Here is a 515-nt window from a genome sequence, read left to right on the forward strand (position 1 = left end):
GGCCGATCGGCGTGCCGCAGTGCACGATGTCCAGGCCGACAACGCCCCCAACACCCTGCGCCGCCGCTCCGGCTCGTGCTCACCCGAGAGCCAGTCCGTCGACAACCGGCCCGGATACCGCTTCGCGACGGCGGGGCTCTTGCGCAGCTTCCCGAACGCCTTCGCCTCCATTGTGCGGTGATGGAACGTCAGCACCCGGCGCAGGTCGTGTTCCCACGCGAGCTTGAGCATCCCGGTCTGCAACGCCGCCAACCGCGCCCCCCGGTACGCCTCGACCTCCCGGCCCGTTCCCGGACCGACGCAGGCCACCCCGCCGCTCCCGGTCCTCGTACTGCTCCTGGTCCTCGTTGTCTGCGAGCGCCCGGCGTGGGGCCCACACATTCGCCTCGGCGTGCGGGGATGCCGAGCACCGGACCGCGCGAGCACCGACCACGGGAAGCGTCGACGCACGGGAGTGGGCCCCGCCTCCCCGACCGGCACGCGGGCCCCAACCCGCCGCACCGGCCGACGCCTTG

At 73.6% G+C, this 515-nt stretch carries 1 pseudogene; it reads right to left on the minus strand.

Annotated elements, in window-relative coordinates:
• Nucleotides 1-309: pseudogene (locus GT354_RS42855) on the minus strand (hypothetical protein); the annotation flags it as partial.
• Between the last annotated feature and the right edge of the window lie 206 nt (nucleotides 310-515).

Source organism: Streptomyces sp. SID3343, assembly GCF_009865215.1.
Taxonomy (GTDB): domain Bacteria; phylum Actinomycetota; class Actinomycetes; order Streptomycetales; family Streptomycetaceae; genus Embleya.